The following is a 26,309-nucleotide window of genomic DNA, read 5'->3' as shown; positions in this document are numbered from 1 at the left end:
CTGAGCAACGGTTTTACGGATCAGATGGGGTTGGCGCGACGCGCGGACAAATCCTCTGCATCTGCCGCGCACTGATCTAGTGTTGTATCTAAGAAGCTCGCCGGTATCGCCAACGCCTGCACGGGTGCTTGCCAACCAATAGCCTATGATCGCTGATCATTGCCAACCCGCACTGGAGTCAGCAATCTGACGCGACGTTCGAGCCCCGACACTCCGCTGCCCACAGGAGCCCAGCATGACCGCAACTGTTCTGGTACTGGTTGAAACCATCAATGAATACCTGCCGATTCTCGAACATCAGGGCTTTCATTTGATTCTGGCCCCGACCCCGGCCGAGCGCGCCACCGCCATTGCCCGACAGGGCAGTCAGATAGAGGCGGTGCTGACGCGCGGCCCTTTGGGCCTGTACGCCAATGAAATCGCCGCCCTGCCCAACCTCAAGATCATCTGCGTGATCGGCGCCGGTTACGAACACGTCGACCTGCAAGCCGCCGTCGACCGGGGTATCACCGTGACCAACGGCGCCGGCGTCAATGCCTCTTCCGTCGCCGATCACGCCATGGCGTTGCTGCTGGCACTGGTTCGTGACATTCCTCGGGCCGATGCTGCCGTCCGTCGGGGCGAGTGGCCGAAAATCATGCGCCCTTCCCTGTCCGGCAAACACTTGGGCATCCTCGGCCTCGGCGCCGTCGGCATGGCTATCGCCAAACGTGCCGCCAATGGTTTCGACATGAAAGTGAGTTACCACAACCGCCAGCACCGCAGCGACGTGCCCTACAGTTATTGCTCGACGCCTACCGAACTGGCGCGCCACTCGGATTTCCTGATAATCGCCACCCCAGGCGGGATCGGCACCCAACACCTGATCAACCGGCAGGTGCTTGACGCCCTGGGGCCCAACGGCTTCATCGTCAACATCGCCCGGGCCAGTGTGATCGTCACCGCCGACCTGATCAGCGCGCTGGAACAGCGACGAATCGCCGGCGCCGCGCTGGATGTCTTCGACAATGAACCCCAGGTGCCGGAGGCCCTCAAGGGACTGGCCAACGTGATTCTGACGCCGCATGTCGCCGGATTGTCGCCGGAGGCCACCCAAGGCACCGTGGAACTGGCCGGCAAAAACCTGACGGCGTTCTTTGCCGGCCGACCGGTACTGACCCCCATTGCCTTGCCACCGCCTTCGGTGGCCACCCGGCAAAACAACTAAAGAACGCCCAACAGCGTCCAGAGCCGCCGGGATTCGGCATCGGCGCTGATCAGTTCACCCAGCAGTTCGCTCAGGGGCTTGTTGCCCCACTCCACGCCCCGCTTGATCAGATAGGGCACCGGGCTGTGGGGTTCGGTGCGCGCCAGGTAGTCGGCGATCAGCAACAACTGCCGGTACGCCTCTTCACGATTCGCCGGCTCGCTGAACACCTGGGGGACTGGAAGCGCTTGCGGCACAGCGGCCGGGCTCGATGCCACCGCCGCAGGCAGGTCGACAGGTGTTGGCGGCGGGGTCGGTTTTCGTGGATGCATGGCGATGAACTCCTGAACCAGCGTCAACAACGCGTCGATCACGTCCTGCAACGCCTTGAAGCCCGGGGCCTGGTTGCCAAGCCAGGCGTCGCTCCACACCTGCAGGCGTTGCAAGTGTTGCTGGCTGAGCAGCAGACTGCCCTGGCTACGCAGCCAGAATGACAACGGCGTGGCGCGAATCTGTTCGGTGACTTTCTTCTGTTCGTTGCGTGCGTTCTCGGCCGAGGCCTTGGCCGCTTTGCCGTCGTTGGCCAGCACCTGTTGCAACTGCAACCGGCGCCAGGCGTCCAGACAGAAGCCGTCGAATTCGTGGTTATGCCGCTCGAACAGCGGCACTCGGGTCAGCAGCACTTCAGCGTAGCGTCGAGCCAGCCATTCCAGCGGTATCACTCGCCATGACTGGTCGCCGTCCTCGGCCTGTGGGTGCAAGTGTTCGGGGTAGCGCTCGCATAGCCCGGCCACCAGCGCCAGACTGCCCGGCAACCCTTCGAGCCCGTCCTGATGCAGCCAGGCCTCCCCCAGCCAGGCGCTGAGCATCAAATCCTTGCTGCGCTCGAGCAGCAGGCTCGTGGTCAGCTTTTCCAGTTCCGGCCACTGGGCGCGCTTGATCGACGACTGCCACACCCCGGTGGGCAAACTGGTGTCGTCCTCTCGGCGCAGTTCACGCAACCGGTCGAACTCGGGTTCATAACGCAAATCCTGACCACAAGGCGCCTCCTCGCTGATCGGTTCGAGCAGTTGCGCAATCAGTTCCGGCAACGGTGTTGAAGGTTGATTCACAGGCCCTCCTCCTCATGGGATTCAATGGCCGCGGTCGACCGGGTCACCATGAACGGTGAACGCGGAGCCCGGGTCGGCAACGGTTGAATGGACAACGGCAATTTCGAGCCCTGGGTCATCAACGACAGGCGCACAAACATCAGGGTTTGCTCGGCGGTGCTGGCCTGCGAGGTCACGGGCAGGCGCAAGGTCAACGGAAAGTCCGTGTAGTCCATATTCGGCTGGCGCTGCATCGACGCATGCGAACGCATCAAGCGCAGCAAAGACCATGGGCCGCCGTACTCCCAGCCCGCTTCCAGATCCCGCACCACCAGGCTCGGCTGTAACGGATCGTTGGCCGGGCGCTGATAGCCATTTCTGGCCCAGCGCAAGGTCAGCCGGATCGGCTGGCCGACCATCCAGCGCAGGTTCTGCTGAGCTTCGCCGGGGTAGTTGATCTGTTGATTGCCGGCATTCAAGCCCCAGGCAATCACCTGATCGGCACCGCGCTCCTCCTCTCGATCGGTGCGCCAGCGCACGTCCATCTCCAGCCCCAGCACACCGCTCTTGTCGCGCACAAACATCGGGCCCAGCCAGGTGCTGGCTTGCTTCAGGCGATTGAGAAAGTCTTCGGCGGCCAGACGCTCCGGGGTCTGGCTCAGCACCAATCCGGCCTGTGCCACCGGCAAACGCTTGTCGATCAGTTCCAGCAAATGCTGGACCCGGGCCGGGTCGGCATCGCTGGCCTGCAGACCATTGGCAAACGGAAAGCGCTCCGCCAGGTACTGGTTGAAATAATTGGCCAGCTCATTCCACGCAGCCGCCGCTTGCTGCTGTTGCAGGAACTGGCAGCGTTGCATGGCGGTTTGTTGCAGATCCACCGCCCGCAATGCCAAGGTTCCGCGCCCGCCGGACAGGTTGGCGGTTTGCAGGATCTGCCCACAGGACGCGACGTCCATTTCGATGAAGTCACGGCTCACCAACTGCTCGATCTGCGCCGGCGAACTGGCGGGGTTCTGATCTTTGTATTTGAGCAGTTCATCGTTGAGCGCACTGAACTGCGTCACCCGTTCGTAATCCAGCGCCGAGAGGTTCTGTTGCTGGACTTTCAGCCATTCCAGCGCCGCAGTGCGGCGCTCGGTGATGCCGAGCATGGTGTTGAACTGCTGCTTGAGGTTCAGTTTCAGATCCTGCACGTCATTGGCGCCATACAGTTGCAGGCCGAGGTTTTTCGAACCGTCCCACTGACTGATTTCGGTGCGCCCGCTGAACAGGGGCTGGGCGACGATTTCATCGAGGCCACTGACGATGTCGGCCAAGGCGCGGCGGTTCAAGGCGGTTTGCAAACGCGTGGCCAGATCGCTGCGGCGCACCTCGATAAAGGCTTTTTGCAAGGCAATCGCCTGAGGTGCCTGCACATCGAAGACGCCACTGTGGACCTGCGCATTGTGCTCGCGCAGGCTCGACAACATGGCCTTGACCACCGCGCCTTCGGCCGCTTGCAGCAACGCGCCACGATACGCCGGGGGAATGCGCGGCAGCTCTTCGGCGGCATAACTCTTGTAACTGGCGAAGTAATTCAGCGCGCTGTCGAGGTCGTCGCCATCGACACCACGCCCCTGTCCATCCGGGACGTCGGACTGATCCGCCTGTAAGGCGATGGCGACAAAATCGCGTTTGAACAGCGCCTGCACCGCGTTGTTCAACTGCACCACGTGCTCTTGCAAGATCAGTTGCCCGCTGCCTTGCTGGATCAGCAAATTATCCCGGGCTCCGGCCTGGGTAATCCACTGGTCACGAAAGCTCTGCTGCAACTTCGACGCCTGTTGATCCAGCTGCTGTTCGACTTGTGGCCCCAGCAACGTGCTTTGGCGCACCTTGTCCATCATCGCGCGGTAACCGGGCACCAGATCCTGCCCCTTGCCCCGGCTCCACGCTGAGTTGGTCAGGCTGATCAGCGCTTGCAGGTCGTCGATCAGCGCTCGCAGGTCTTCCAGCTCGGTGAGGGAATTACCGCTGCCGACCTCCAGCCGCTCCAGATGCAAGCGCAGATAACCGGCCTGACGGACAAAGTTGTCAGCGAGGAAATACTGGTCCAGCCAGCGCTCCATGAGCCCGAGGAAGTTTTCCTCGATCTGCGCGCGCTCGACGGTGAGGTCCAGCGGTTTCAACTCGCTGTTGTCGGCATCCAGCAGCGCCCGGTTGTAAAAACCGGCGCGGTGCAGAGTGCCGGCGTTGAGGTTCAGGGACAGGGCATTGTTACTCAGCAACACCAGGTCTTCGAGCGGCGCCTTGGTATTGTTCAGTGCTTGATTGAACCACTGGTTCTGCTGCTCCAGACTCACCGCACACTCCACCAGCTCCGTGGCCTTGACGTAGTTTTGCCATTGGGCCGGATCTTCGCTTTCGACGTTGCCCCGTCGCTCGGTGTTGCGAATGGTCTTGAGTTGCGCCAGGTCCGCGCTCAACAGGTCGCGCAACGGCAGCAACAAATGGCTGCGGGCGGTCAGCCGTAACTCGTTCTCCAACTGCGCATCCAGCGAGGAGAACCAGGAAGTCGGATACACCACCGAGGTAAAACGCCAGCGCGGCGCCTTCTCCAGCACCCGCCAGAAACCCTGGACGTTGCGCCGGGTCGCCTCCAGCCGATGGGATTCATCCGTGACCGCCGCGTAATTTTTCTGTGCCCCTTGCATCAGGCGAGACAGCTCGTGGGCATCCTTTTCCGAGTCCTGCCACACCCAGAGCATGCCGGCGCCCCAGAGCAGCGCGACCACCAGCGCCACCCCACCGGTCACGCGCTGCCAGCGCTGACGCAGGCGTAACAGACGCGGCACCACCTGGGCCAGACCGCGCTCGGCGACCACCCGGCGCTGCCACAACTGCCGGGCGAAAGCGCTTTGCTGCAAGCCGGTGTCGTAGGCCGAAAACCCGTCGGCGCTGTCGTCCGAGGGCTGGTTGGCGGTGAAATAGACACCGCGAAAACGCGGCGCTTCGCCTTGCGCATTGCCCTGGAAAACCGGCTCCAGCAAGGATTGCAGATGACGCCGCAAGGCTTCGAAACGTTCCGGCAAACCATACAACTCGCCGCTCAACTGCCCGGACAAGGCGCCGATTTCGATGATCGATTCCGCCAGGGCCCGGTTGACCTGATCCAGCGCCTGATCACTCCATTGCGCCTGCCAGACCGCATCGGGCCCGTAGGGCGAAGACCAGCCCAGTGTGCGTTCGCGGGCTTCGAGCGGCAGCGCGGTGATCAACTCCTGAAAGCCCGGCAACTCTTCCATGCCGGTAACGACCACGTACACCGGCAGGCTCAAGCCAAAACGTTGCAACAGATCGATAAAGCGTCGACGCGCCGCCAGGCCCAGGGCCGCCGCCTGCTCGGCATTGCCCAGCCGACTGATCGGCACCGTCCAGATCACTCCGTCCAGCGGACGCTGACTGCGCAGGCGCAGGATCAACCCCAGCAAGCGCCACCAGCCGCCCCGTTGCAGGTGCATGCCTTCATCCGGCAAAAACAGCGCCTGGGGCACCACCAATACCGCCCCTTCGGGGTCCGACCACCAGCGACCGAACCAGGCAGGTTTGTCAGTGGGCTGCAAGCGCCACTGGGTGCATAACTGGGTGCCCTGGGTTTCGTTGCCGAGCATCAGCAGCCAGGGAATCTGGTAACGATCCTGGGTGCCCTGCTCCTGTTCCATCTGCCGCACCGCCAGGTAAAAACTGCGGATCGCCGCCCCGCTTTGCGTGCGCAACCACCAGACCGCCACAGCGACAATCGCCAGCACCAACAGCACGGCGATGATCAGGCCGATAATCCCCAGCGTGCTCATGAGTCTTGCTCCGAGGTGGCCACCGAATCGGTCAATTGCAGGACCGGTTCGAGCTCCTGGCGAATGTCACGCCAGAACAACTGCCCCAACCCGGTCAGCAGCAGAACCACGGCGAGAATTCCCAGGCCCAGGCGAAAGCCATCGGGCAACGAAAGTCGTACCGGCAATTGCAGCGGTGTCACCGCCGAAGGCTGTTCGAGCCGGGCACTGACGTCGGCATAATCCGCCTCGTGCTGCCAGGCAAAGGTGAACAGCGCCAGGCGCCATTTTTCATGCTGGGCCTGATTCTGTTCGCCCCGCAAACGCCCCTGAAAGCCCAGTACCAGGCACTGCAAATAGACATTGGCCAGATCGCGCGTGGTGGGAATCTGCTCGTCCAGCAGTTCCTTGATCGCCAACGGTATCCGCTCACCAGCCTGACGGCTGGCGTACATCCGCGATTCCAGGGGTTTGTCCTGCCACGCCGACTGGCCCGGCCACGGCGTGAACAGCAAAGTTTCATCGACCAGCGCGACAAAGGCATAGACCAGCGCCTGGACTTGCTCGGTGGCCGCATCACCGACTTTGGCGAATGCGGTTCGCCACAGTCGTTGGGAGATTTGCGTGGACAGTTCGACCACCGCCTCCACCAGCGCTTCGTCTTCGCTGTCCTTGGGCAACTGGCTCCAGTCCTGGGACCATTGCTGCCAGGCCTGGCGAAAAGCACTGCTCAGCGGCGCTTCCTGAAGGCCTCGTGTACCCGTCCCGGCATTCCCCTCAGACATATGACGTTCCTTCCTTGATCAAGCACTTTCATTCGCCTGGGCCACAAACAACACCACTTGCCATGGGCTGCTGGCCGGTTTCGAAGCCGGGGCGGCAATCAGCAACGGCAACTGTCCGTCGAACCATTGGCCTTCGGCCGTCACCACGAACAACCGCGTATCGTCGCCGACGCTGTAGGCCACTTGCTCATTGCGACTCATGGCCTGATGGGACAAACCGCTCATGCGCTGACGGCTGAGCAACGGGATGTGCGGCTGCGACGCGATGATCGCCCCGCGCAGCCATTCGCTGGCGGCCTGCTCGCTGGCACCGTTGGGCATGCGCAAACCGATGACCAGCCGTTGGCTCGGCTGGTCGTCGGGCAATTGAATCGAGAAGGACTGTTCGTTGCGTTCGAACGCCAGGCTGCGATAACCGGCGCGGATCAGTTCGAGGGTCTTTTCCAGCCAGTCGAGCACCGTTTCATAGCCGCGTTGCAGCTCGAGGAAATCCAGTGGGGCGAATGCCGGAACCCCGGCCAATGGATCGAGCGCCGACCACGCGCCGGCCAGCCCGAGCAACGAGCCATACAATGCCTGCGGCGTAGCCACGCGACTGTTCAGCAGGCCTTCGACTTCCGGCAATCGCGCCCACAGCGCCGTCAACTGGCGCCGAATCTCCATCGCGTCGTCCTGATTGCCGGCCAGCTGCGCCTGGCGCAGACGACCGGCAAGGAACATGCATTTTTCCCGAGCCCTGGCACACAGCCCCGACACGCGCCGGCCCACTACCGACTCGGGCAACAGGCATGGCGTCGGCGGGGTGTAAGGCAACTGAAGAAAGCCACCGCCCTCCTTGCGAATTCTCAGCAACGGCAGGCAGATGGAATCCGCCTTGTTCAGTTGCGTGCACAAACGTGGATTCGGACGCCAGACGGTGATCGATTCGGGGGACTCGCCGCTGGTAAGGTCCGGCAGCGCATCGCCGACCACCGACTGCAATCGCCCCTTGAGCGGCAGCAACTGACCGGCACGCCACAGCGGGCTGACCGCCAGGTACACGGTGACGGTGGCGTTGTCGGTGGCGTCGATCGCTTCACTGACGTCGAGCTCCAGCATCGGCCCGACACCGGCCTGCAGATTGACCGGCAAACCATCCGGCAACGTCGCCTGCAAATGGAGCAGGCGCACCAGCCCGGCGCTCAGTGCCGAGGGATCGAATTCAACCCGGGTCACGCCCCAGAACCACGGATTACACGCCTGGGCGAAATGCGCTACCAACGCTTCTGCCCGCAGCCCCTGCAATTGAAAATGCTGGGGCAGCAACTGCATGCCCTCATGCCAGCAAACCGCGTCAGGTAGCAGACTCATACGACTCCTTTCGACCTCTTGTGGTGCCTGACTTGAACATCAGCCCCTGTGGGAGCAATCCTGTGGCGAGGGGGCTTGCCCCCGTTGGGTTGCGAAGCAGCCCCAAAATCGCTGATGCACCAACAATCTTGTGAGTGCTACGCACTCAAACGGGGCGGTGCGGCGTTCCGACAAGCCCCCTCGCCACAGAGCCCCCTCGCCACAATCCGGTGTTCAGTTCGGGTGGTCGCTGACCAGCGTCATCTCGCGACTGTCGAACTTGAGCCAGGCGTTGCTTTGATCGTCCAGCCGCAACCGGTGTGCTCCGGGAGTGTTATAGCTGGCGAAGACTAAAAGTCCAGCTGCCCGCTTGCCCCCCAGCGGGAAGGGTTGTTTGTCGATGAATTGGCCGGGCACCAGCTCCAGTCCCCAGACTGCCATCAGCTGTCGATAGTCGCGCTGATACTGCTCGCGTTCGGCGAACCACTGGCGGGCGGTGATGCCCGACAGTTGCTTGAGCAAGTCCGGATCGTTCACCGCAATGAAGTCCACCGCAATCGGGGTGTCATCGTTGGCGCGAGGCGCGACGTCCAGCGTCAGGCTATCGAGATCGACGCGAGGCCCGAACAACGAACACCCGGCGAGTGACAGGAGCAGAACCCAAGAAAAAAAACGTGCGTACAAAATGAATTTTCCTTTTCTCGACACGGTCCAAAAATGTTTTTTGTTTGCTTTTTTATAGACCTGTTCTAGCGTCTTGGGTAGTTCGGTCGGCACGACGAATTTGGAAGGTTCGTCAAAGGAATGACAGGTCCTCTGCCCTCCCTTTCTAACCTACGGTCCAGTAAGGGAATGCGATGAAACGGGCCTCCCGATGCATTGCACCCGCCTCATGCATCGGAGTCAGCCACCATGGCAGAAAGTACTCAGCACAAGCTAGACAGGGTTCGCCCACCCCGGGTGCAAATCACCTACGACGTCGAAATCGGCAACGCGATCGAGAAGAAAGAATTGCCGTTGGTTGTCGGTATTCTTGCCGACCTCTCCGGCAAGCCTCTGGAACCACTCCCGAAATTGAATGAACGGCGTTTCACCGAAATCGACCGCGACAACTTCAATGAAGTCCTCGCCTCGATCGGCCCGCGCGCCACCTTGCAGGTCAACAACACCCTCAGCGGCGACGGCAGCAAACTCAACATCGAGCTCAACTTCAAACACATCGATGACTTCGACCCGGTCAAGGTGGTCGAGCAAGTCACTCCGCTGCGGCGCCTGTTCGAAGCGCGCCAGCGTCTGCGCGACCTGCTGACCAAACTCGATGGCAACGATGATCTGGACAAGCTGTTGCGTGACGTCATTGCCAACACCGAGGGACTGCAGGAGATCAAATCGGCCCGTCCGGACACCGCCGCTCCCGCTCCTGCTGGCGACAGCGAAGCACCGGCTGAACCGCAAGCCTGATCGTTCATCCACCCAGGGAGAATTTTGCCATGCCCGCCTCATCCGCCGCCCAAAGCCAAGTCAGTGACAGTACGACCGAGACTTTGTCCCTGCTCGACCAAATAATCGCCAAAGGCCGCATGGCCCATGACGACAGCCAGCAGGATTACGCCCGCGACATGCTCGCGGAATTCGCCACCCAGGTCCTCGACGAAGGCATGGCCATCGACAAGGACACCGTGGCGATGATCAACGACCGCATCAGCCAGATCGACGAGCTGATCAGCGCTCAACTGAACGAAGTGTTGCACCACCCGGACCTGCAGAAACTCGAAGCCTCCTGGCGCGGCCTGCACCTGCTGGTGAAGAACACCGAGACCAGCTCCCGGCTGAAGCTGCGCCTGCTCAACGTGGCTCAGAAAGAGCTGCAGAACGACCTGGAAAAAGCCGTCGAGTTCGACCAGAGCGCACTGTTCAAGAAGATCTACGAAGAGGAATACGGCACCTTCGGCGGCCATCCGTTCAGCCTGCTGGTGGGTGACTACACCTTCGGCCGGCACCCGCAGGACATCGGCCTGCTGGAGAAACTGTCGAACGTCGCGGCGGCCGCTCATGCGCCGTTCATTGCCGCTGCCAGCCCACGGCTGTTCGACATGAACAGCTTCACCGAACTGGCCGTGCCACGGGATCTGTCGAAAGTGTTCGAGAGCCAGGAGCTGATCAAGTGGCGTTCGTTCCGCGAAAGCGAAGATTCGCGCTACGTGTCGCTGGTGCTGCCGCACTTCCTGCTGCGCCTGCCTTACGGTCCTGACACGTCGCCGGTGGAAGGCATCAACTACGTCGAAGACGTCAACGGCAGCGACCACGGCAAATACCTGTGGGGCAATGCCGCGTGGGCCTTGTCGCAACGGATCACCGAAGCCTTCGCCAAATATGGCTGGTGCGCGGCGATTCGCGGTGCCGAAGGCGGCGGTGCGGTCGAAGGCCTGCCGGCCCATACCTTCCGCACCACCTCCGGCGATCTGTCGCTCAAATGCCCGACCGAAGTGGCGATCACCGACCGTCGCGAGAAAGAGCTCAACGACCTCGGTTTCATCGCCCTGTGCCACAAAAAGAACAGCGACGTGGCGGTGTTCTTCGGCGGCCAGACCACCAACAAATCCAAGCTCTACAACACCAACGAGGCGAACGCCAACGCGCGGATTTCGGCGATGCTGCCGTACGTGCTCGCGGCCTCGCGTTTCGCGCACTACCTGAAGGTGATCATGCGCGACAAGGTCGGCAGCTTCATGACCCGCGACAACGTGCAGACCTACCTCAACAACTGGATCGCCGACTACGTGCTGATCAACGACAACGCGCCGCAAGAAATCAAGGCGCAGTACCCGTTGCGTGAAGCCCGGGTGGATGTGACCGAGGTCGCCGGCAAGCCGGGTGCCTACAAGGCCACGGTGTTCCTGCGGCCGCACTTCCAGCTTGAGGAGCTGACCGCGTCGATCCGCCTGGTCGCGACCCTGCCGCCACCGGCAGCCGCCTAAAGTCGGTGAAACCTCTGTGGCGAGGGGGCTTGCCCCCGTTGGGGCGCGCAGCGGCCCTTGCTTTTAGGTCTGCTGCGCAGCCCAACGGGGGCAAGCCCCCTCGCCACAGGTTTAGGGTTCGGCAACCGTTCACGTGTCTAAATTGAATTTCTTCAGGAGTTTCATGCGATGGATGCAATCATTCTCGACCTCGGCGGCGACATCAAAGGCGATAGCCTGCTCGAGGGTTACAAGGACAAGATCGAAGTCATGTCCTACAGCCACAACGTGGCGATGCAGGTGACCAACGACGTCAGCAACTCGGAGCGCACCTCCGGCAAGCCGCACATCGGCGAATTCACCCTGACTAAATTCGTCGACAGCTCGACGCCCTCCCTCAACGAATATTGCTGCGCCGGCAAACCGATCCCCGAAGCCAAGATCACCATCGGCCGTAACGCCGCCGAAGGCAGCGGCAAGCTGATGCCGTTCATCATCTACACCCTGACCAACGTGGTGCTGTCCAATGTCAGCGTCAGTGGTGGTACGGGTGGCAAACCGGTGGAAACCATTTCCCTGAACTTCACCAAGATCAAGTGGGAGCTCACCGCCCAGAAAGACGACGGCACCAAGGAAGGCACGGCCGCCTCGACCTGGGACATGGCCGCCAACAAGCTCGTCAAGTAAGCGGACGCGTCGGCCATGGCAGGCACCGGCATGCTCCCACCGCTGTTCGAGCGCCTCGCCGCCAGCGAGGTCGGCACCGTGCAGGCGTTCGATCGCCAGGGGCTGCTCGACTCGGTACACACGGAGTTGCTGCGCCTGTTCAACACCCGACGCGGCTCACGTCCGCTGACCTCCCCGCCGAGCATTCTCGACTACGGCATCGCTGACTGGACGGCCTTGCAACAGCAGCGCAGCGATGACCGTCGTCAGTTGGCGCGGGAAGTCCGCGAGGCCATCAACCATTTCGAACCGCGCCTGCAACTGGGCGAGGTCCAGGTCAATCCGGTCCCCGGCCATCCGCAGCAACTGAGCATTCGGCTGGTGGGCGAGTTACGCAGCGGCCAGCAGCACTGGCCCGTGGCCTTTGTCATCGAGAAGGCCAGCCATGGTCTTGAGGTGCGTCATGAGCGACTCGATTGACCCGCAACTGCTCGATTATTACCAACGCGAACTGACCTGGCTGCGCCACGCCGGAAGCGTTTTTGCCGAGCGTTATCCCAAGGTCGCCAGACGCCTGGAACTGTCCCCCGGTGAATGCCCCGACCCGCATGTCGAACGCCTGCTCGAAGGTTTCGCCTTGCTCGCCGCACGCCTGCAACGGCGGCTCGATGACGACTACGCCGAATTCAGCGATGCCTTGCTCGAACAGCTTTACCCGTTGGCCATGCGGCCGCTGCCGTCCTGCGCGATCGTGCAGTTCGAGCCGGACCCGAGCAAGGGCAACCTGAACGATGGTTATCCGTTGCCACGGGACACACCACTGTTCGTGACCACCAGCAAAGGCGAGAGCATCCACTTTCGCACCAGCGCCGCGGTTCGGTTGTGGCCGGTGGAAATCAATGAAGCGTTGCTGCTGGGCAGCGACGAAGCCCAGGCCCTGACCGGTGTGGCGCAAGCACGCTCGGCCCTGCGCCTGAGCCTGCGTTGTTTGGGTGAAAACCAGTGGTCGACGCTGGCCATCAAACAATTGCGCGTGCACCTGGCCGCCTCCCCGGTGATCAACGCCTGCCTGTATGACCTGCTCGGCGCCCACGCCGTGAAGGTGCTGGCCGGACCGGTCGGCAGCGTGCCGGTCATGCTGGCGGGATTACCGCAAATCGTCGGTTTTGCCAGCGACGAAGTGCTGTTGCCGGACGAGGACGGTGTGCATCCGGGCATGCGCCTGCTCGCCGAGTACTTTGCGTTCCCGGACAAATTCAACTTCTTCGACATTCCATTGGCCGGCGCCGCCAGCGATAGCCAGACGCTGTACCTGTACATCGTGTTCGACCGCGCCCCGGCCAACCGTCTGCACCTTCAGGCGAGCGACTTCGCCCTGGGCTGCGCGCCGGCAATCAACCTGTTTCCGCGAACATCGGAACCCCTGCGCCCGGACGGTACCCGCAGCGAGTATCGCCTGGTCGCCGACAGCCACCGGGAAAACAGCGTCGAGATCCACAGCATCCGCGCCATGCGCGCCAGCTCAAGCCAGGGCGTGCAACGGGTGCCAGCGTATTACGGCAGCCAGCATATCGGCGGCGACAAACAATGCTATTGGCATGCGCGGCGGGTCAGCGGCATGACCCCGAATCGGCTGGGCACCGACCTGATGGTGAGCCTGGTGGACACCCGGCTCGATCCGCTGACCGAGGCCAGCGAATACAGCCTCACCGCCGAATTGCTGTGCACCAACCGGCACCTGGCCCAGAGCCTGCCCGCCGGCACGCCCCTGGGTTTCGAACGACCGGGGCCGGTGGCCTGGGCCCGTTTGCGTAACCCGCCGAGCCCGCAGAGTTTGCCGCGACTGGACGGCGAATCGCGCTGGCGGCTGGTGTCGCAACTGACCCTCAATCATTTGTCACTGGTCGAGGGGTCGCAGGCGCTGGATGCCCTCAAGGAAATCCTCCAGTTGCACAACCTGCGTGACGAGGCCAGCGCCTTGCGGCAGATCGACGGCTTGTTGAGCCTCGGCTGCGAACGGGTGATCGCCCATGTCGGCGAAGATGCCTGGCGCGGCTGGCGCAATGGGCTGGAAGTCCGGCTGCAACTCGATCCGCAGCATTTCGTCGGCAGCAGCGCCGTGTTGTTCTCAGCGGTGCTGGCGCAGTTCTTTTCACTCTATGCCACGGCCAATCGCTTCGTGCGCACGGTCCTGGTCCAGTCAGACAAGGAGGTCAGGACATGGCAACCCCAAGCTGGCATGCCGCTGTCCCTCTGAGCCTGAGCCAGAAGCTGCGGCGTGATCCGCAGGCGTTCGAGTTGTTGCAGGCGTTGTTGCTGCTGGAACGCGAACACCCGCAAGCCGAATCCCTGGGCAGCGGCACCGCCCCTCAAGCAGAAGCCTTGCGCCTGCGCGGGCCGTTGACACCGCTGTTTTCCGCCAGCGAAATCGAAAGCCTGACCCAGGAAGCGGGCCAGCCACTGACGCTCACGACGCCAGTGTTCGGCCTCGGCGGGCCCGATGGCCCCCTGCCCTACGCCTATCAGGAATGGCTGCAACAACGGGCCCGGGCCAAGGATCATGCACCGGCCGAGTTTCTCGATCTGTTCCAGCATCGCTTGCTCAGCCTGTTGTACAAGGTTATGCGCAAACACCGGATCGCCGTCGGCTTCACGGCCCCCGGCGCGTCGCCGGTGCAGGCGCAACTTCGGGCCCTGACCGGGCTGTTGCCCAAAGCCTTGCAGGAACGCCAGGCCGTACCCGACTCCGCAGTACTGGCGTGCAGCGCGTTGTTTGCCGACGGTCGTCGCTCGTTGGCCGGTTTCGCCGCAATCGTGCGCGAGCACTTCGAGCTGCCGGTAGAACTCAGCGCCTATGAAGGTGCCTGGCGGGAAATCCCACCGGCCAGTCGCAGTCGACTGCAACCGGGCGGGCGCAACCTGCAACTGGGAAGTAGCGCGGTGGCCGGCACCCGGGTCTGGGATGAACACGCCGGCATCCGCCTGACCCTCGGCCCGCTGACCTCGGCGCAGGCCGCGCAGTTTCTGCCGGACGGTGAAGCCCATCCGGTGCTGGCCAGTCTCAGCGCGCTGTATTTCGGCCCCGACCTGGATTGCACGCTGGTGCTGTTGGTGCGCGGTGCCAGCCCGATGAAACTCGGTCGTCAGGCCCCGCCCTTGCTCAGTTGGAACGGCGGCCTGCAACGCCAGACCAGCCTCGCCGTGCAACGGATCGAAACCCGCCTTCGTCAGCTGGAGATCACCTGAACATGGAACTGGCCAGCTTGATCGGACGCCTCAACCCGGACAACCGCCGCGCCCTCGAACGGGCCGCGCAGCGCTGCCTGCAACGGGGTCATCATTACGTCGAAATCGAGCACTTGCTGCTGGAGTTGCTGGACATCGAGGGCGGTGACTTCGCCTGGCTGCTGCCGCGCTTCGGCCTGGAGCGCGATGCCCTGACGGCGGAAATCAACAAGGCCCTGGAACTGTTCAAATCCGGCAGCACCCGCACCCCGGCGCTCTCGGCGCACACCATCGGCCTGCTCGAAGACGCCGTGGTTCAGGCCAGCGTGCTCGGCCTCGAAAGCATTCGCTCCGGCTTGTTGCTGTTGGCCTTGCTCGACCGCGACGAGCGCCGCAGCCTGCTGCTCAATAGCGCCTCGTCGCTGTTGAAAATTCCACGGGAAGCCTTGCGCAGCAACTTGCTGGAGTGGACCGAAAACTCGCGCGAACACGTTGGTGGCACGCGGCCGGTCAGTGCCAGCAACCCACAACCGAAACAGGACTCCGTGCTCGACCAGTTCACTCAGGACCTGACCGCCGACGCCCACGCCGGGCGTATCGACCCCATCGTCGGCCGCGACGGCGAGATTCGTCAGTGCATCGACATCCTGCTCAGGCGTCGGCAAAACAACCCGATCCTGGTCGGCGCGCCGGGGGTGGGCAAAACGGCGGTGGTCGAAGGCCTGGCCTTGCGCATAGCCGCCGGGGACGTGCCGCCATCGTTGCAGGAAGTCAGCCTGCGGGTACTCGACCTCGGCCTGTTGCAGGCTGGCGCCGGGGTCAAGGGCGAGTTCGAGCAACGCCTCAAAGGCGTGATCGACGCGGTGCGCAGCGCCGACAAGCCGATCATTCTGTTCATTGACGAAGCCCACACCCTGATCGGCGCTGGCGGCGCGGAAGGTGGCAGCGACGCGGCCAACCTGCTGAAACCGGCGCTGGCCCGTGGCGAGTTGCGCACCCTGGCCGCGACCACCTGGCTTGAGTACAAAAAATACTTCGAGAAAGACCCGGCCCTCGCCCGGCGTTTTCAGTTGGTGCAAGTCGAGGAGCCGGACGAAATCACCGCCGTGGAAATGCTCCGTGGCGTGGCTGCGAAACTGGAACAGCATCACGGCGTGCAGGTGCTGGACGCGGCGATCCACGAAGCGGTGAAACTGTCCCACCGCTACATCTCTGGGCGCCAGTTACCGGACAAGGCCATCAGCGTGCTCGACACCGCCTGCGCCCGAGTCGCCCTCGGCCAGCATGACGTGCCGCCTCCCCTGGAAAGCCTGCGCCACCGCCAGCAGAGCCTCAAGGATGAAGTCGAACGCTTGCGTCGCGAACAGGCCACCGGGCTCGATCACCGTGAACGCATCACCCTGCTGGAAACCGAATCCGTGGGTAACGTGCAGGCCATTCGCGAACTGGAAACCCGCTGGAACGAAGAACGGATCGCCGTGCGCGAACTGCTGGAAACCCGCCGCGAACTGCTCACCTTGAGCGAACGCGCCGACAACGACAAACCGGACGAAGCCACCGACAGCCGCATCGATCATCTGGCCGCCGAACTGGTGCGCCTGGAGGCTGGGCTGGACGCCATTCGCCAGGACGATCCGCTGGTGCCGGAACAGGTCGACGGCAAAACCGTGGCCGCGGTGATTGCCGGCTGGACCGGCATCCCGGTGGGCAAAATGCTCGCCGACGAAGCCCATGCCGTGCGCACCCTCGGCCAGCGCATGGGCCTGCGCGTCATGGGCCAGAGCACCGCGCTGAACACCATCGCCCAACGCCTGCAAGCCTACCGCGCCGGCCTCACCGACCCACAGAAACCGGTCGGCGTGTTCCTGCTGGTCGGCCCTACTGGCGTGGGCAAAACCGAAACCTCCTATGCGTTGGCCGACGCGCTGTATGGCGGCGAACGCAACCTGATCAGCATCAATCTTTCCGAGTACCAGGAAGCCCACACCGTCAGCCAACTCAAAGGCGCCCCGCCCGGCTACGTCGGCTACGGCAGTGGCGGTGTACTCACCGAAGCGGTGCGGCGCAAACCCTATTCGGTGGTGCTGCTGGACGAAATCGAAAAGGCCCACCCGGATGTGCTCGAAGCCTTCTACAACGTCTTCGACAAAGGAGTCATGGAAGACGGCACCGGGCTGGTGGTGGACTTCAAAAACACCGTGATGCTCGCCACCAGTAACGTCGGGGCTGAGTTGCTGCTCGACACACCGACCGCGCAACTGGGCACCGATGCCTTCAACGAAGCGCTGCACAACGTGCTGCTGAAAGCCTTTCGCCCGGCGTTCCTGGCGCGCATGACGGTGGTGGCGTATCGACCGCTGGATGAAGCGACGCTGGAAGGAATTGTGTTGGCGAAGCTGGAGAAATTGCGTGGGCGGTACAAAGCGGCGACCGGGAAACAGTTCGAGTTCGATGCCGGGATTGTGCAGGCGGTGTTGGCCAAGTGCAGCGCGGCGGGTGCGCGGGATGTTGAAAACGTATTGATGACCCAGGTAACTGGGAAACTGGCGGAGTGGGTGTTGGAATAATCCCTCAACCCATTCCTCTTGTTTTATCTCGGAGGAGTCGTCTGATGCCCTATAACCCGTTTGAAATCAAAGATCTGGATACTAACAGACCAGAAAACATGCTCGACGAAGATAAAAATTGCGTGGCAATGTCTTTTTCCAGAGTACTGGGAATAAACGTACACACCACCATCAATTTTTTCTTGCAAAAGGGCTGGATCAACTCAGCAAAAAAACTTGAAAACGACATCATTGTCGAAAGCATTGCAGAAAAATTATGTATGGGAAAAATATATAGCAACACACCCTGGGGTGAACTTAAAACTTCCATGGCGAAGGACGTGGACGGTCGATATTTGGCAGTTAATACCGGAGTTCATGGATTTAACGAAAGTTCAAGCACCGTCGGACATGCGTTCTGCATCATCAAGAAAGGAGGACTAGGTGTCGCCGGAAATAATGCAGAAAAAAAGAATGCTCCCTACCATAGCCAAATAGCCCACATGCACAAAATTACGGTGTGGGGCCCCGTACTTTGGTGCCCTTACTTCGGTATTGCGAAGCCGTTAAAAAATGACACACGGTCCGACCAGAACACTCGGGGCGCCACAATGCAACCCTTGAGACAGTCACGAAAAGGGAGATAGATATGACGAGTCTAAATTACTGTTTGAGCCGACTCAGAGGCGAACAAGGAGTCATTGCTTTTGGTGACAGCGAGGACTGGTGTGTGACCCGATTCGACAGTGACGATGACACGCTGGAGGTTTATTGGTCAGAACCAAATGCCCCATATCGACGGACCAGCGCCTCACAGCATTCCGAAGGGGTATTTCGCCCATGGGGTGGACATGCCGAGATGCAGATGATCAGAGGTTTTCAAGAGAGCATCGTTCAGTACGGCGCTATACCTTATCTGGTTGAAATATTTATAAGCAGAAGCCCTTGTTCGCGCTCACAGGCATTCAATGTTGCGGGCCACGTATACCCCGTAGGTTGTGGGAGAAAAATTCTGGAATTGGTAAACGTATATCCCGCAGTTTCAGTCTGGAAAGTTGTCTACAACCAGGTTTTTTCTGGTTCAAGGAACGCACCCGATGAGGAAGCTACCGCCCAGGCGGAGTTCATGATTAACCGACTCAATCAACACCCTCGTGTAGAAGCATTATTATGGGCCGAGTACCAACATCGCCTGCAACCTGCTGGACAATAGCAATGAAAAGAATAAAAAGCAGACGGATTTATGCTTTGCCAAATAGAACATGTCGCTGCGGGCAGTGCTCACTAAAGAAACCAAGGAGAAGAAAAGAAGAGAAAAAGGGGACGGCGCAGGTGACAGGTAAATTGGCGGCGTGAACTGAGCGGGGTTTTCAACAGGAGATAGACATGACGGAAGTCCATAAAGTCGGTCGTTACGCAGGCGGCAATGTAGCCATGTCAGGGGCAAATCCCCTGTACGCCACCTGGCTGGCCGCCAACCACGCCACGAATGGCGGGACCATTCCCGACCTGGCCAGTATTTGCCATGAGTCCTCTTCAGCCCGTCGCGCCCTGGCAGGCTCGGGAGCGTCTCATGGAACCTGTTTCGCCGTGGTCGAACATTTCGACGCCTCGCGTAGCGTACTGATGTACAAATTCGGCGACAGCGCCCTGAAGCTGGACCTCCTCGGAAACTACACCACCACGACCAAAAAAGTCGTCACGACCTTGCGCGGGCATGCGGAAATCAGTGCGTTAGTCCAGGCGATCAATAGCGTCGCACTGCCGGACGGTGATTACGGCAACTTCGTCACCCGTATCTATATCGAACTCAGCCCCTGCCCTCTTTGCGGGCCGCAACTCAGTCCCTATGTCGCAAATTCGGTAGTGATGTACAGCTACGTTTACGGAAATGACCGAGAGATGGATGGGTGGGTCAGCGATAACCAGGCTGCAATCCATGAAAAAGGCGGCAAGTTCAAGTGGTAAGCCCTCCCTTTATCCGCCAACCGAGGCCATTCAATGCCCCGCACTGCCGACAGCAACACCAGCCTTTCCCTCACCGCCGCTTCACTGTCGGTGCTTTACCCTGAGTCGCTGTCCGGCGAAGAAACCCTGAACGCCCTTGGCTCACAAATTCTGAATGGCCTCAACGACGGCACCTCGCTCACCCTGACCACCGCCGTCGCCACCCACGTCACCACCACCCTGCACAACGACGCCCTCACCCGCCCGTTGGACGCACTGGTCGCCGAAATCCGCCAACTCCCCGCCGACGCCACCGCCGAGCGTTATCAGCTTGTACTACGGCCATGGCTCTGGTGGCTGACCCTGGCCAGCAACAATCGCGTGTTCCAGAACCTCAGCACTTCAGACATCGTCACCACCATTTTCAAGGCCCATGCCTTCACCGACTTCAAGCTCTCACTCACCGGCACTTACACCCCGCGCGAATACTGCGTGCAGTACGGCGAAACCGATTTCGCGTTCGTTTCGCGGCTGCTGGAAGAAGAAGGGATTTTCTGGTTTTTCACCCACGAGGACGGCAAGCACACGCTGGTGCTGGGCGACAGCAACGACGCGTTCGTGCCGATCCCCAACGGGCCGAAGGTCAGCTATCTCGGCCAGCAGTTGGGCGAGCGTGAATTGCATGGCATTCGCTCCGGGCAAGTCTGTGTGCAAGCGGTGGCCGGGGTGTATCGGGCGACGGATTATGAATTCACCACCCCGACCACTTCGCTGTACGGTCAGGCTGAAGCGGTGGCCGGGCCACGGTCGATGTACGAACATCCGGGTGGCTACAACGCCAAGGCTCGGGGCGATGCGCTGACCAAGCAGCGGGTCGACGGGTTGCGCAGTCAGGAGAAGCGTTTTGTCGGTGAGAGTGACTGCCGCTGGCTGGTGCCGGGGCACTGGTTCACCCTCGCCGGGCACGATGATTCAACGTTGAACATCGATTGGGTAGTGACGGCGGTGACACATGACGTCAGTCACGACAGCTATCGCAATCGCTTCGAGGCAATCCCCAAGGCCACGCCGTACCGCCCGGAACGCATCACCCCCAAACCGCGCATGCACCCGCAAACGGCAATTGTGGTCGGCAAGGCGGGCGAAGAAATCTGGACCGACGAGTACGGCCGGATCAAGTTGCAGTTCCCGTGGGACCGCGATGGCAAGAACGACGAAGCCAGTTCCTGCTGGGTGCGGGTGGTGCTGCCCTGGAGCGGCAAGGGTTTCGGCATGCAATTCGTGCCGCGCATCGGCCAGGAAGTGATCGTGACCTTTATCGATGGCGACCCGGATCGGCCGCTGGTGACCGGTTGCGTCTACAACGGCGACAACGCCCTACCCTATGCACTACCGGCCAATCAGACCCAGTCCGGGATCAAGACCCAATCGTCCAAGGGTGGCGGCGGTTTCAACGAGTTGCGTTTCGAGGACAAGAAGGATGCAGAAGAGGTGTTTTTGCAGGCGCAGAAAGACCTGAAGATCAACGTGCTCAACGACACCACCGCCACAGTCGGCCATGACGAAACCCTGACCGTACAGAACGCCCGCACCCGCACGGTGAAGGACGGCGACGAGACCGTGACCCTGGAGAAAGGCAAACGCAGCGTGACCATCCAGACCGGCAGCGACTCGCTCGATGTGAAAGACAGCCGCACGGTGACCGTGGGCGCTGACCAGACCCACAGTACCGGCGGCAATTACACGCACAAGGTCACCGGTGATTACAGCCTGACGGTAGACGGCAACCTGACCATCAAAGTGACCGGCAGCCTGACCCTGCAAAGCGGCGGCAGTTTCTCGATCAAGAGCGGCGCCGATCTGGCGGCCGAGGCCAGTACTTCGATCAGTCAGAAGGCCGGCACCTCCCTGAGCAATCAGGCGGGCACCTCATTGGAGAACAAGGCCGGCACGACCATGACCAACGATGCCGGGATCAGCCTGACCAACAAGGGCGCCGCTTCGCAGACCGTGGATGGCGGCGGCATGCTGACCATCAAGGGGGGTCTGGTGCAGGTCAACTGACAAGGAGAACCCATGGCCATCACGCCGCTGGATTTGCAACAGAACGATAAACAGCTCAAAGGGCGCTTGCTCGATGGCCAGCTCGACGGTGCGCTGCACATCAAGGATGACGGGCGCGCGCAGGCTGATTTGCACTACAGCCAGGGCGAACTGCAAGGCACCTCCCTGCTCTACCACCCCAATGGCAAAGTCTCGGCGCAGTTGCCGTTTGTCCATGACAAGCTGCAGGGGGTTGCCAGTTTCTATGCCCCGCAAGGCTGGCTGCAGCGCAAGGCGACTTACCACCGAGGGCTGCTGCATGGCGAGGCGTTCAATTACTTTCCCGATGGGCAACTGGCCGAGGTCGAGTGCTACCGCGACGGCGTGCGTGACGGGCGCTATCAGCGCTTTCATCCCAATGGCAAACCGGCCGTCGAAGCCCGTTACCTCAACGGTCAATTGCTGGAGCCGGAACAGGGCTACGCCGCCGATGGGCGACCGCTGGACGCCGAGGGCAAGCCGATCTCACGGGTGCGCTGGTGGTTCAGGCGCTGGAGCGATCCTGCTCAAGCCTGAGCCTGTTGTGTTGAATGTTATGGCCCCATCGCGGGCAAGCCCGCTCCCACAATGATCACTGTTGTTCGCAAATACTGCATTCACATGAAATCCCCTGTGGGAGCGGGCTTGCTCGCGAAGAGGCCGGCATATTCAACATCGATGTCGCCTGACACGCCGCCTTCGCGAGCAAGCCCGCTCCCACAGTTTGATCATGTGCAGTCAGGGAATCAGCATCTGCATCTGCCCCGGCATCGCGATTTTGATCACGCCGGCCCAGTTGCACATCAGGGTGCTGTTGGCATCGAGGGCCGGCATGCCGCCCAGCAACAGGGTCGGCGCGCCGCCGGGGATCCATGGGGTGGCGGTGGCCGGGATGCACGGCATCGGCGTCAGCACGCCAAGCGCCGCGGCGGTGGCGGCCGCGACCATCGGGTTGGCCATGCTCATGCACGTGCCGAACGGCATGACGTTCACCAGCGGAATGTGATCCATGATGTTCGCCGCCGGCATGCCACCGGTCATTGTGCGATTCACCGGCAGCACATTGAGAACCGCCGGCGCCGCGCCGAAACTGCACTGCAGGGTCGCGGTGGCGCACACTTGCGGACAGCCCATGTCGAATCTCCTTCCTGGAAGCGGTGCTCCCTCAACCATAGCCCGCCGCGCCTGTTCGCGCACATCAGGAACACTGATTATCCGGCAACACGCTAACCTATAAGACCGTGCCGCGCTTGTGGCCACTCCGGCGCGCCATTAGATTAGCCAATGATGTCTGGCCTCCAAAATAAGCAGAAGGGATAAGCATGGCGCTTACTGACCAGTCCACCCGTATCCGCTCTGGCGAAGAACTCGATGCCAGCCTGATCGATCCGTACCTCAAGGCGCACATTCCGGGCCTGAGTGGCTTGCCTGTGATCAGCCAGTTTCCGGGCGGCGCGTCGAACCTGACTTACCTGCTGGAATACCCCGAACAGGAATTCGTCCTGCGTCGGCCGCCATTCGGCCACAAGGCCAAGTCCGCCCACGACATGGGCCGTGAATTTCGCATCCTCAATCAACTGCGGGACGGTTTTCCCTACTGCCCCAAGGCCTATGTGCACTGCACCGACGAATCGGTGATCGGCGCCGAGTTCTATGTGATGGAACGGGTCAAGGGCATCATCCTGCGCGCCGAACTGCCACCGGAACTGGGCCTGGATTCGGCGAAGACCGAAACCCTGTGCAAGAGCTTCATCGACAAGTTCGTGGAACTGCACCGGGTCGACTACACGGCCTATGGCCTGGGCGACCTCGGCAAACCCGAAGGTTATGTCGCGCGGCAAATCAAAGGCTGGAGCGAGCGCTACGAAAAAGCCCTGACCCCGGACGCACCGAAGTGGGAAGCGGTAAAGGCCTGGCTCAACGACAAGATGCCGGCCGATCACCCGACGTCGAGCATCGTCCACAACGATTACCGCTTCGACAACGTGATCCTCGACCCCAACAATCCGATGCAGATCATCGGCGTGCTGGATTGGGAATTGACCACCCTCGGTGACCCGCTGATGGACCTGGGCAACACCCTCGCCTACTGGATCGAAGCCGACGACCCGGCACCGGTGCAACTGATGCGCCGCCAGCCAAGCCACGCCCCCGGCATGCTGACCCGCCGCGAATTCGTCGATTACTACGCCGAGCGCTCAGGCATCCAGATCGACAATTTCGACTTCTACTACACCTATGGCCTGTTCCGCCTGGCCGGCATCGTGCAGCAGATCTACTACCGCTTCTTCCATGGTCAGACCCAGGACAAACGCTTCGCACAGTTCATTCACATGAACAAACTGCTGGAGCAAATGAGCCTGCAAGTCATTCAGAAATCCAGCCTCTGATCGGGCCACATAACAAGGAAAAATCATGTCCAAGACTCAGTTGTTCGACCTCGACGGCAAGATCGCTTTCGTCTCCGGCGCCAGCCGCGGTATCGGTGAAGCCATCGCCAAACTGCTGGCGCAGCAAGGTGCCCACGTGATCGTTTCGAGCCGCAAGCTCGACGGCTGCCAGCACGTCGCCGACGCGATCATCGCCGCCGGCGGCAAGGCCACCGCCATTGCCTGCCACATCGGTGAGATGGAACAGATCACCCAGGTCTTCGCCGCCATCCGCGAACAATTCGGGCGTCTGGACATCCTGGTCAACAACGCCGCGACCAACCCGCAGTTCTGCAACGTGCTGGACACCGACCTCAGCGCCTTCCAGAAAACCGTCGACGTGAACATTCGCGGCTACTTCTTCATGTCGGTGGAAGCCGGCAAGCTGATGCGCGAACACGGTGGCGGCAGCATCATCAACGTCGCCTCGATCAACGGCATCTCGCCGGGGATCTTCCAGGGCATCTACTCGGTGACCAAGGCAGCGGTGATCAACATGACCAAAGTGTTCGCCAAGGAATGCGCGCAATTCGGCATTCGTTGCAACGCCCTACTGCCGGGCTTGACCGACACCAAGTTTGCTTCGGCGCTGGTGAAAAACGACGCGATTCTACAAACCGCGCTGCAGCAGATTCCGCTCAAGCGCGTGGCGGATCCGAGTGAAATGGCCGGTGCGGTGTTGTACTTGGCGAGTGATGCTTCCAGCTATACGACCGGGGTTTCGCTGAATGTGGATGGCGGGTTCCTGTCCTGATTCGGTTTTGCGAATAAACCAAAGGCAGCCTGTCAGTTAAGCCACGGAACCTGTGGGAGCGGGCTTGCTCGCAAAAGCGGAGTGTCAGGCGACATTCATGTTGACGGTGCCACCGTCTTCGCGAGCAAGCCCGCTCCCACAGAGATTTCGCTTAACTGACCAGCATTAGCCTCAAGGCTGTTTGTTTTTATTTGCGCGTGCCCCGCGTAGAAAGGATCGGTGCCTCCAGAGCAAGCCAACAAAGAATATTTATTCCACCAATTGCATTTGGGGAATTTTTATTCCATTAATAGCCCTCCTGAAAATAAAAACCCAAGGACCCCGGCTATGCGCGAACTCGGTATCGGACTCATCGGCACAGGTTTCATGGGCCGCGCCCACGCCTTGGCCTTTCGCAACGTCAGCGCCGTTTTTGAATTGCCGCTGAAGCTCAAACTGGCCGCCCTCGCCGACGCCGATCCGCAGCGCGCCCGTCACTGCGCCGACACCTGGGGCTTCGATGCAGCCCATAGCGACTGGCAACAGCTGATCGACGACCCGAAGGTCAACCTGATCGCCATCACCACCCCCAATCATCTGCACTACCCCATGGCCATGGCTGCCATCGCCGCCGGTAAACCGGTGTACTGCGAAAAGCCGCTGGCGGTGAGTCTCGAGCAGGCCAGTGCCATGCGCCTTGCCGCCAAAGCCGCTGGCGTGGTGACGCGGGTGGGTTACAACTATCAGCACAATCCGATCATCGGCCTGGCTCGGGATTTGATTCAAAACGGAACGCTGGGGCAGATCATCAGTTTCCAGGGCGAGTTCAGCGAAGACTTCATGGCCGATCCCGTTTCACCCTGGTCCTGGCGCTGTGACACCGATTACGCCGGCGGCGCCCTGGCGGACCTGGGCAGTCATTTGCTGGCCATGGCCCGTCATCTGCTGGGCGACGTCGAGGCGGTGTGCGCGGATACCCAGACCGTACACGCGCAACGCCCCGTTACATTGGGTGGTCAGGAACGGCGCGAGGTCGCGGTCGACGATCAGGTCCACGCGTTGCTGCGGTTCGCCAATGGCGCGCGAGGGACGTTCAGCAGCAGCTGGCTCAAACACGGCTACAAGAATCACCTGAGTTTTGAAATCAGCGGCACCCAAGGCACCCTGGCGTTCGATCAGGAACGCTTGAATGAACTGCGGCTGTATCGTGCCGGGCAAGGCGGTTTCCAACGGCTGCTGGCGGGGCCGGATTTGCCGGGTTACGCCGCCTTCAGCCCGGCGCCGGGGCACCAGTTGGGTTACAACGAACTCAAGACCCTTGAAGTGCATGAGCTGGTGATGGCGCTGGCCGGACTCGGCCAGGACGGCACCGATTTCGAGCAGGCATGGGAAGTCGAACGCCTGGCGACGGCGATTCGTCTGGCGGCACGGGAGTCACGTTGGGTCAGGATCGAGGAAATCTGAAGCGCGACTCGGGCCATACCCGCCAGCCGCGCACAGCGCCGCTGGCGGTACGCC

At 61.4% G+C, this 26,309-nt stretch carries 22 protein-coding genes; 16 read left to right on the top strand and 6 right to left on the bottom strand.

The genetic code is table 11. The annotated features are described in order from the left end of the window. Positions 1 to 235: 235 nt before the first annotated feature. Entirely contained in the window at positions 236 to 1,207 is a 972-nt protein-coding gene (locus tag PSH64_RS11915) for a 2-hydroxyacid dehydrogenase (RefSeq protein ID WP_105345431.1), read from the top strand. On the opposite strand, the gene tssA is transcribed toward PSH64_RS11915, so the two are convergent. From tssA to PSH64_RS11890, 5 genes are all read right to left on the bottom strand, one after another. Next, positions 1,204 to 2,298, bottom strand: coding sequence for a type VI secretion system protein TssA (tssA, locus tag PSH64_RS11910; RefSeq protein WP_105345433.1), 1,095 nt, complete (start codon positions 2,296 to 2,298; stop codon positions 1,204 to 1,206). The genes PSH64_RS11915 and tssA overlap by 4 nt on opposite strands. Then, a complete protein-coding gene (locus PSH64_RS11905) occupies positions 2,295 to 6,113 on the bottom strand; it encodes a type VI secretion protein IcmF/TssM N-terminal domain-containing protein (protein ID WP_305480764.1) in 3,819 nt (1,272 codons plus the stop codon). Before PSH64_RS11905 ends, tssA begins: the two co-directional genes overlap by 4 nt. Continuing rightward, positions 6,110 to 6,877, bottom strand: coding sequence for a DotU family type IV/VI secretion system protein (locus PSH64_RS11900; RefSeq protein WP_305480763.1), 768 nt, complete (start codon positions 6,875 to 6,877; stop codon positions 6,110 to 6,112). Before PSH64_RS11900 ends, PSH64_RS11905 begins: the two co-directional genes overlap by 4 nt. Positions 6,878 to 6,895: 18 nt before the next feature. Beyond that, entirely contained in the window at positions 6,896 to 8,227 is a 1,332-nt protein-coding gene (gene tssK / locus PSH64_RS11895) for a type VI secretion system baseplate subunit TssK (RefSeq protein WP_105345440.1), read from the bottom strand. Between the two features lie 213 nt (positions 8,228 to 8,440). Further along, on the bottom strand, positions 8,441 to 8,890 hold the full coding sequence (locus tag PSH64_RS11890; RefSeq protein ID WP_105345443.1) for a type VI secretion protein: 450 nt from the start codon (positions 8,888 to 8,890) through the stop codon (positions 8,441 to 8,443). Between the two features lie 228 nt (positions 8,891 to 9,118). Between PSH64_RS11890 and tssB the strand changes: the two genes are divergently transcribed. From tssB to PSH64_RS11830, 12 genes are all read left to right on the top strand, one after another. Next, positions 9,119 to 9,667, top strand: a complete 549-nt coding sequence (tssB, locus tag PSH64_RS11885; RefSeq protein ID WP_007937708.1) for a type VI secretion system contractile sheath small subunit — start codon at positions 9,119 to 9,121, stop codon at positions 9,665 to 9,667. Between the two features lie 29 nt (positions 9,668 to 9,696). Then, on the top strand, positions 9,697 to 11,184 hold the full coding sequence (gene tssC, locus PSH64_RS11880) for a type VI secretion system contractile sheath large subunit (protein WP_105345445.1): 1,488 nt from the start codon (positions 9,697 to 9,699) through the stop codon (positions 11,182 to 11,184). A gap of 168 nt (positions 11,185 to 11,352) precedes the next feature. After that, complete coding sequence (locus PSH64_RS11875; RefSeq protein WP_018929664.1) at positions 11,353 to 11,850, top strand: Hcp family type VI secretion system effector; 498 nt, start codon at positions 11,353 to 11,355, stop codon at positions 11,848 to 11,850. Positions 11,851 to 11,865: 15 nt separating this feature from the next. Beyond that, positions 11,866 to 12,309 carry a type VI secretion system baseplate subunit TssE gene (gene tssE, locus PSH64_RS11870; protein ID WP_105345448.1) on the top strand — a complete coding sequence of 148 codons (444 nt, stop codon included), beginning with the start codon at positions 11,866 to 11,868 and terminating at the stop codon, positions 12,307 to 12,309. Then, positions 12,293 to 14,086 (top strand): type VI secretion system baseplate subunit TssF, encoded by a 1,794-nt coding sequence (tssF, locus tag PSH64_RS11865; protein ID WP_305480762.1) that lies wholly within the window; start codon positions 12,293 to 12,295, stop codon positions 14,084 to 14,086. The genes tssE and tssF overlap by 17 nt, the downstream gene beginning before the upstream one ends. Further along, on the top strand, positions 14,050 to 15,075 hold the full coding sequence (tssG, locus tag PSH64_RS11860) for a type VI secretion system baseplate subunit TssG (RefSeq protein ID WP_305480761.1): 1,026 nt from the start codon (positions 14,050 to 14,052) through the stop codon (positions 15,073 to 15,075). Before tssF ends, tssG begins: the two co-directional genes overlap by 37 nt. Positions 15,076 to 15,077: 2 nt before the next feature. Continuing rightward, entirely contained in the window at positions 15,078 to 17,621 is a 2,544-nt protein-coding gene (tssH, locus tag PSH64_RS11855; RefSeq protein ID WP_305480760.1) for a type VI secretion system ATPase TssH, read from the top strand. Between the two features lie 44 nt (positions 17,622 to 17,665). Then, positions 17,666 to 18,247 carry a hypothetical protein gene (locus PSH64_RS11850; RefSeq protein ID WP_305480759.1) on the top strand — a complete coding sequence of 194 codons (582 nt, stop codon included), beginning with the start codon at positions 17,666 to 17,668 and terminating at the stop codon, positions 18,245 to 18,247. A 2-nt stretch (positions 18,248 to 18,249) separates the two neighbouring features. Next, positions 18,250 to 18,813, top strand: a complete 564-nt coding sequence (locus tag PSH64_RS11845) for a hypothetical protein (protein ID WP_305480758.1) — start codon at positions 18,250 to 18,252, stop codon at positions 18,811 to 18,813. Positions 18,814 to 18,986: 173 nt separating this feature from the next. Then, complete coding sequence (locus tag PSH64_RS11840; RefSeq protein WP_305480757.1) at positions 18,987 to 19,568, top strand: hypothetical protein; 582 nt, start codon at positions 18,987 to 18,989, stop codon at positions 19,566 to 19,568. A gap of 33 nt (positions 19,569 to 19,601) precedes the next feature. Next, entirely contained in the window at positions 19,602 to 21,611 is a 2,010-nt protein-coding gene (tssI, locus tag PSH64_RS11835; protein WP_305480756.1) for a type VI secretion system tip protein VgrG, read from the top strand. 12 nt (positions 21,612 to 21,623) lie between these two features. Continuing rightward, positions 21,624 to 22,166 carry a toxin-antitoxin system YwqK family antitoxin gene (locus PSH64_RS11830; RefSeq protein WP_305480755.1) on the top strand — a complete coding sequence of 181 codons (543 nt, stop codon included), beginning with the start codon at positions 21,624 to 21,626 and terminating at the stop codon, positions 22,164 to 22,166. Between the two features lie 201 nt (positions 22,167 to 22,367). On the opposite strand, the gene PSH64_RS11825 is transcribed toward PSH64_RS11830, so the two are convergent. After that, entirely contained in the window at positions 22,368 to 22,763 is a 396-nt protein-coding gene (locus tag PSH64_RS11825; RefSeq protein ID WP_105345468.1) for a DUF4280 domain-containing protein, read from the bottom strand. Between the two features lie 188 nt (positions 22,764 to 22,951). Between PSH64_RS11825 and PSH64_RS11820 the strand changes: the two genes are divergently transcribed. The 3 genes from PSH64_RS11820 to PSH64_RS11810 all read left to right on the top strand — a co-directional run bounded on the left by PSH64_RS11820 (position 22,952) and on the right by PSH64_RS11810 (position 26,255). Next, positions 22,952 to 24,019, top strand: a complete 1,068-nt coding sequence (locus PSH64_RS11820) for a phosphotransferase family protein (protein ID WP_305480754.1) — start codon at positions 22,952 to 22,954, stop codon at positions 24,017 to 24,019. 25 nt (positions 24,020 to 24,044) lie between these two features. Then, positions 24,045 to 24,812, top strand: a complete 768-nt coding sequence (locus tag PSH64_RS11815) for an SDR family oxidoreductase (protein ID WP_052964181.1) — start codon at positions 24,045 to 24,047, stop codon at positions 24,810 to 24,812. A gap of 327 nt (positions 24,813 to 25,139) precedes the next feature. Then, positions 25,140 to 26,255, top strand: coding sequence for a Gfo/Idh/MocA family protein (locus tag PSH64_RS11810; RefSeq protein ID WP_305480753.1), 1,116 nt, complete (start codon positions 25,140 to 25,142; stop codon positions 26,253 to 26,255). Positions 26,256 to 26,309: the final 54 nt, after the last annotated feature.

This window comes from Pseudomonas sp. FP1742 (genome assembly GCF_030687145.1).
Lineage (GTDB): Bacteria > Pseudomonadota > Gammaproteobacteria > Pseudomonadales > Pseudomonadaceae > Aquipseudomonas > Aquipseudomonas frederiksbergensis_D.
Note: the sequence above shows the minus strand (reverse complement) of the source record. Positions and strands in the feature narration are given on the sequence as shown.

What these genes read in the sequence shown, in the direction of transcription:
- tssI (WP_305480756.1), top strand. Translation starts at nt 19,602, where the DNA reads ATGCCCCGCACTGCCGACAGCAACACCAGCCTTTCCCTCACCGCCGCT.
- PSH64_RS11810 (WP_305480753.1), top strand. Translation starts at nt 25,140, where the DNA reads ATGCGCGAACTCGGTATCGGACTCATCGGCACAGGTTTCATGGGCCGC.
- PSH64_RS11825 (WP_105345468.1), bottom strand. Translation starts at nt 22,763, where the DNA reads ATGGGCTGTCCGCAAGTGTGCGCCACCGCGACCCTGCAGTGCAGTTTC.
- PSH64_RS11830 (WP_305480755.1), top strand. Translation starts at nt 21,624, where the DNA reads ATGGCCATCACGCCGCTGGATTTGCAACAGAACGATAAACAGCTCAAA.
- PSH64_RS11915 (WP_105345431.1), top strand. Translation starts at nt 236, where the DNA reads ATGACCGCAACTGTTCTGGTACTGGTTGAAACCATCAATGAATACCTG.
- tssB (WP_007937708.1), top strand. Translation starts at nt 9,119, where the DNA reads ATGGCAGAAAGTACTCAGCACAAGCTAGACAGGGTTCGCCCACCCCGG.
- PSH64_RS11850 (WP_305480759.1), top strand. Translation starts at nt 17,666, where the DNA reads ATGCCCTATAACCCGTTTGAAATCAAAGATCTGGATACTAACAGACCA.
- tssF (WP_305480762.1), top strand. Translation starts at nt 12,293, where the DNA reads ATGAGCGACTCGATTGACCCGCAACTGCTCGATTATTACCAACGCGAA.
- PSH64_RS11900 (WP_305480763.1), bottom strand. Translation starts at nt 6,877, where the DNA reads ATGTCTGAGGGGAATGCCGGGACGGGTACACGAGGCCTTCAGGAAGCG.
- PSH64_RS11840 (WP_305480757.1), top strand. Translation starts at nt 18,987, where the DNA reads ATGACGGAAGTCCATAAAGTCGGTCGTTACGCAGGCGGCAATGTAGCC.
- tssE (WP_105345448.1), top strand. Translation starts at nt 11,866, where the DNA reads ATGGCAGGCACCGGCATGCTCCCACCGCTGTTCGAGCGCCTCGCCGCC.
- PSH64_RS11845 (WP_305480758.1), top strand. Translation starts at nt 18,250, where the DNA reads ATGACGAGTCTAAATTACTGTTTGAGCCGACTCAGAGGCGAACAAGGA.
- PSH64_RS11905 (WP_305480764.1), bottom strand. Translation starts at nt 6,113, where the DNA reads ATGAGCACGCTGGGGATTATCGGCCTGATCATCGCCGTGCTGTTGGTG.
- tssH (WP_305480760.1), top strand. Translation starts at nt 15,078, where the DNA reads ATGGAACTGGCCAGCTTGATCGGACGCCTCAACCCGGACAACCGCCGC.
- PSH64_RS11875 (WP_018929664.1), top strand. Translation starts at nt 11,353, where the DNA reads ATGGATGCAATCATTCTCGACCTCGGCGGCGACATCAAAGGCGATAGC.
- PSH64_RS11815 (WP_052964181.1), top strand. Translation starts at nt 24,045, where the DNA reads ATGTCCAAGACTCAGTTGTTCGACCTCGACGGCAAGATCGCTTTCGTC.
- tssG (WP_305480761.1), top strand. Translation starts at nt 14,050, where the DNA reads ATGGCAACCCCAAGCTGGCATGCCGCTGTCCCTCTGAGCCTGAGCCAG.
- PSH64_RS11820 (WP_305480754.1), top strand. Translation starts at nt 22,952, where the DNA reads ATGGCGCTTACTGACCAGTCCACCCGTATCCGCTCTGGCGAAGAACTC.
- tssK (WP_105345440.1), bottom strand. Translation starts at nt 8,227, where the DNA reads ATGAGTCTGCTACCTGACGCGGTTTGCTGGCATGAGGGCATGCAGTTG.
- tssC (WP_105345445.1), top strand. Translation starts at nt 9,697, where the DNA reads ATGCCCGCCTCATCCGCCGCCCAAAGCCAAGTCAGTGACAGTACGACC.